This is a genomic window from Microbacterium sp. H6 (genome assembly GCF_003314775.1).
Lineage (GTDB): Bacteria > Actinomycetota > Actinomycetes > Actinomycetales > Microbacteriaceae > Microbacterium > Microbacterium oxydans.
The window spans coordinates 6,837-10,857 of sequence record NZ_QOAY01000139.1 but is presented as its reverse complement, the minus strand read 5'-3'; the positions used below and the strand labels follow the sequence as shown (position 1 = coordinate 10,857).

General features: G+C 66.5%; 5 protein-coding genes and 1 pseudogene. 2 read left to right on the top strand and 4 right to left on the bottom strand.

Translation table 11 applies throughout. The annotated features are described in order from the left end of the window. Positions 1–162: 162 nt before the first annotated feature. Positions 163–543: a hypothetical protein gene (locus tag DSP71_RS08995; protein WP_113680923.1), complete on the top strand. Its 381-nt coding sequence runs from the start codon at positions 163–165 to the stop codon at positions 541–543. A gap of 175 nt (positions 544–718) precedes the next feature. Here DSP71_RS08995 and DSP71_RS08990 read toward each other — a convergent pair whose 3' ends face one another. From DSP71_RS08990 to DSP71_RS08970, 4 genes are all read right to left on the bottom strand, one after another. Further along, positions 719–1,558, bottom strand: coding sequence for a site-specific integrase (locus tag DSP71_RS08990; protein WP_113680922.1), 840 nt, complete (start codon positions 1,556–1,558; stop codon positions 719–721). A gap of 69 nt (positions 1,559–1,627) precedes the next feature. Continuing rightward, positions 1,628–1,867 carry a hypothetical protein gene (locus DSP71_RS08985; protein WP_113680921.1) on the bottom strand — a complete coding sequence of 80 codons (240 nt, stop codon included), beginning with the start codon at positions 1,865–1,867 and terminating at the stop codon, positions 1,628–1,630. 27 nt (positions 1,868–1,894) lie between these two features. Beyond that, positions 1,895–2,155 (bottom strand): hypothetical protein, encoded by a 261-nt coding sequence (locus DSP71_RS08980; RefSeq protein ID WP_113680920.1) that lies wholly within the window; start codon positions 2,153–2,155, stop codon positions 1,895–1,897. Between the two features lie 246 nt (positions 2,156–2,401). Next, complete coding sequence (locus DSP71_RS08970) at positions 2,402–3,334, bottom strand: LysR family transcriptional regulator (protein ID WP_058631591.1); 933 nt, start codon at positions 3,332–3,334, stop codon at positions 2,402–2,404. Between the two features lie 77 nt (positions 3,335–3,411). On the opposite strand from DSP71_RS08970, the pseudogene DSP71_RS23450 reads away from it, so the two are divergent. After that, positions 3,412–4,021 (top strand): annotated as a pseudogene (locus tag DSP71_RS23450) (FAD-dependent oxidoreductase); the annotation flags it as partial.

Below are 4,021 nucleotides of genomic sequence, written 5' to 3'. Positions count from 1 at the left end.
GTACAACACATTCCGCGATCAGGTCGCGTTCCTCCGCGAGCACGGAGCGACCGACCTCATGCCGCTCCCGCCGCTCGAAAAGGTGCCCAGAGTCACCTGGGACACCTTCAACTACCTCTGCGCCTACATCGGCGCACCCAACAAATAGACCCGGAGAATCACATGAACAAGCAGACCATCTTCCTCATCATCTCGATCCTCGCGGGCCTCGGCCTGATCGGCGTGGTGCTGCTGCTCATCGTCAAGCCCGACGCGACAGCCACGCTCATGAACTTCCTGTTCACGCTGCTCACGCTGCTGGCTGGATTCGGCGGCTTGGCAACGATGCAAGCGCAGCAGAACAAGGAGATTGCGACAATCAAGGCGAACACCAACGGGACGCTCTCTCGCAAGGAAGAGGAGATTGCGGTACTCCGGGGCGCGCTCGCTGAGCACGCCCCGGAAGCGCTACGAGACGTCGAGACCGGCGCTGTCCCGACCGTGGTCACCCGTGCGCAACTCCGCGCCGAGCGGGAACAGCTGACGGACACCGGTCAGCAGTAGCGCCGGGATGAGCGCAACAGCCGCGAGCCCGCCGCCAATGACCATCCACACGGTCGGGGCGTCGGGCTCGTCGGAGCTATTGCCGAACACGACAAGCGCAACGAAGAACAGTACGAGGCCGCCGCACACGATGACCCACGCGACGCGTTCGGCGGGGGTGGCTCTGCGTGATCCGTCAGGCATTGGCGTAGCGGACATCAGCGGCCTCCAGGTCTTCCACGAGCGATCGCATCCTCTTGCGATCAAGCTCAACATATCGCCTTGTCGTCGAAGGTGAGGCATGTCCCAGTAGCTCCTGCACGAGAAGCAGGTCACTCCGGAGGGCGTACGCGCGAGTGCCGAAACGATGGCGCAGGGTGTGCATCGTCCAGCCATCCGGCATCAAGTTGCGGATGCGCTTGCCCACGTAGGCGGGGGACAGGTGCCCCGGACCCCAATCGCCGGGGAACAGGTAGCCAGTCGGAAGGTCTTGGATGGCGCGCGCGAGTGAACCGGGTACCGGCACTACGCGCTCCTTATCCCCCTTCCCGTGGACGACAAGGGACCACCCCACTAAGTCATCGAGCAGATCGCGCGTATGCGCCTGGGCGACTTCCGACCGGCGCAACCCCATCTCCGCAGCCATCCGTAGCATCAGCGTTTCACGCGCGGGCGCGCGCAGTAGCGCTTCCCGATAGACCGCATCCGGAGCAGGACGTGGACGCGGGGGCGTGGCGCGGACTATCGGGAGCACTTCCGCAACCACCGACTCGCACCGCCCCGTTGCGACTCCCCACCGCCAGAACGCGAGGAAGGTCGCGCGGCGGGACCGGCGCGTCTCCTTCGCCCACTCTTGCTTTCCGACGTATGCGATCAGGTCTTCGCCCACGACGCCCCACGGGGTCTCCACGTCGAGACGACGGGCAAGATGATAAAGGTGATCACGGCGAGCCCGACGTGTCGTCTCGGGCTTGCCTCCCGCCTTCTGGTGCGCCAAGAAGCCATCGACTTCGGCGATCCATGCCTCATTCAGCATGTGTACTCCTCATTAACTGGATGAGGCCGCGCCCTTCGCACGGCCTCATCATAAGTAGAGCGTTTGGATTTAGTGGCCCCGAACCTCGACATCTGCGGCGACATCGACCGCGCGAACAAGCCGGAACGCCTTGCCCTCGGCGGCGGCGATGGTGAACTCCAGGGGGTTCCATCCGCGCACGGGGTCGAACACCTCGCCGTTCTCGTGCACGTAGGCGATCTCCGTCGTGTTCTCCGGCATCTTGAACCACTCGAACCAGCCGGTGCCCGCGTTGGGGTCGTAGCGGCGGCGAGGCTTCTGGTCAGGCATCGTGGCTCCGAATCTCGTGTGTGGCGTTCACGCGGCACACGCCTTCGCGTACCGCTCCTGTGCGCTCTGGCGCTTGATACCGAGCGCATCCCCGATGTACTGCCAGGAGTGGCCCTGGTCCCGGAGGCCGACGACGGCGCGAGTGATCGCATCCTCCACGTCATCCCGAAGGGTGATGAGCTCGGCCAACTCGAAGTCATCGGCCTCGGCGCAACGCTGTCCAGCGGCGCGGATGACTCGACGCGCAAACGCGATGTAGTCGAGCGTTTCGACCGTCTGACGGCTCATGATGCCGCCCCCACCGAGTACGCGATTTCGGCGTCAGGCTCTACCTGACACCACATTGCGGCGAGGGTGAGGGAGCGCTCAGCGGTCCAGAAGGAGGCCGTGTCTCCGAAACAGAAGGTTAGGGGTTCGAGTCCCTTCGGGCGCACACTGTGTTGAGACAGTGAGAAACGGCTTCCACTCCGGTGGAGGCCGTTTCTGCGTTGTCGGGAACGAGCCGACTCATCGTTGAGGATGAGCCCCGCGTCGTCAGGTGAGCAGGCTCGTGATCGCCGGGTCGCGGTCGGCCACCTCGGCGGCGGTCGCGACGATCACGTCGCGGATCGCGGCGACGGCGACGGCCGGTGTCACATCCGCACGGTGGGCGAGGCTGACCGTGCGGGTCATCATGGGGTGCGTCAGCCGGACCGATCGCAGGGCGGGGCGATCGAGGAGCACCATCGCCGGCACGACCGCGACGCCGACACCGCGCTCGACGAAACGCAGCACCGCGTCCATCTCGGCGCCTTCGAGCACATGGGTGGGCCTGAGGCCCTCGGCGCGGAAGGCCGCCTCGGTCGTGGCTCGAAGCTCGTAGGTCTCGTCGAGTGCGATCAGGGGGAGGGACGCGAGGTGGAGGAGCGTCATGGATGCCGAGCTCGATACGGGCGGCTCGGTCGCGGCCGAGACGACGACGAGCTCCTCGGTGAGCAGCGGCATCCGCGTGAGGCTGAACCCCGAGGGTGGAGGGCCGTCGGATTCCGTGATGAGTGCGATGTCGACGGCGCCGACGGCGAGCTCCTCGACGAGGCGGCGAGAACCGCTTTCGGTGAGATGCAGGTCGACGCCGGGGTGCGCGGCGTGGAAGGAGCGGATCGCCTCGGCGACGAGGCTGATGCAGAGGGTGGGAGGGGCGCCGAGGCGCACGCGTCCCCGTCGGAGTCCCGCCAGCTCGCCCATCTCGTCGCGGATGGCATCGGCCTCCGCCAGCATGCGCTGTGCGCGGGGGAGGAGCGTCTCGCCGGCGGCCGTGAGGGCGATATGGCCGCGCGCGCGGTGGAACAGCTCGGCGCCGAGCTCGCGCTCCAGCGTCGAGATCTGCCGGCTCAAAGACGGCTGTGCCAGGTGCAGGTGCTCGGAGGCGCGGGTGAAGTGTCCGAGACGTGCGACCTCGACGAACCCGCGGAGCTGCTCGAGGTTCATGGCCATAGCCTACCCGCATCGTTTCAAGTCGAACTATGCATTGGAGTTATTAGGTTCCCCTAACTACCGTGGACCGCATGGCTACGCGCGAACGTCAGATATCCACCACCGTCCTCGTCATCGGCACCGGAGGCTCGGGTCTCCGGGCAGCGATCGAGATCGCCGAACACGGCGTCGACGTGCTCGCCGTGGGCAAACGGCCGCGGCAGGACGCGCACACTTCCCTCGCCGCCGGCGGCATCAACGCCGCGCTCGGCACGATGGACGCGGAGGACAGCTGGCAGCAGCACGCGGCCGACACCATCAAGGAGAGCTACCTCCTCGCCAACCCGCACACGGTCGAGATCGTCACTCAGGGCGCCGAGCGGGGCATCCGCGACCTCGAGCGCTGGGGCATGGACTTCGCGCGTGAAGACGACGGCCGCATCTCGCAGCGGTTCTTCGGCGCTCACACCTTCCGGCGTACGGCATTCGCCGGCGACTACACGGGGCTCGAGATCCAGCGCACCCTCGTGCGCAAGGCCGAGCAGCTCGACGTGCCGATCCTCGACCACGTCTACATCACCCGCCTCCTGGTGCGCGACAACGTCGTGTTCGGGGCCTACGGCTTCGACCAGGCCGACGGCACCCGCTACCTCATCCACGCGGATGCCGTGATCCTCGCCGCGGGCGGACACAACCGCATCT